Origin of the sequence: Halomonas sp. SIMBA_159 (assembly GCF_046536035.1) — a bacterium.
GTDB lineage: Bacteria > Pseudomonadota > Gammaproteobacteria > Pseudomonadales > Halomonadaceae > Vreelandella > Vreelandella venusta_A.
Genome location: NZ_JAWJBT010001269.1, coordinates 1 through 246 on the forward strand (window position 1 = coordinate 1; position 246 = coordinate 246).

Genomic DNA, 246 nt, shown 5'->3' on the forward strand with positions numbered 1-246 from the left:
GGCGGTATTGGTGGGGCCGCCACGGACCCCACTTAGATTCGTAAATCGCGCGGTTTTTGTCGAACAGCGCCTGCTTGGCCTGGCTCTTGAGCTTGTCGAAGCTTGCCGACAGATGGTGGTGGACAAATACATCCTCCGCGCACAGCACCTCGAAGCCGGCCTGCTCGAGCCTGCGACAATAGTCGTCGTCCTCGAAGAATCCCAACCCGAAACGCTCGTCCAGCTCGCCGACGCGGTCGAAGGCCG

General features: G+C 61.4%; 1 protein-coding gene. It reads right to left on the reverse strand.

Annotation, left to right across the window (positions count from 1 at the left end; translation table 11 throughout):
* Positions 1-246, reverse strand: a 246-nt coding sequence (locus R0J87_RS23325; protein ID WP_498889351.1) for a glycosyltransferase family 2 protein, incomplete at both ends; no start/stop codon positions are given.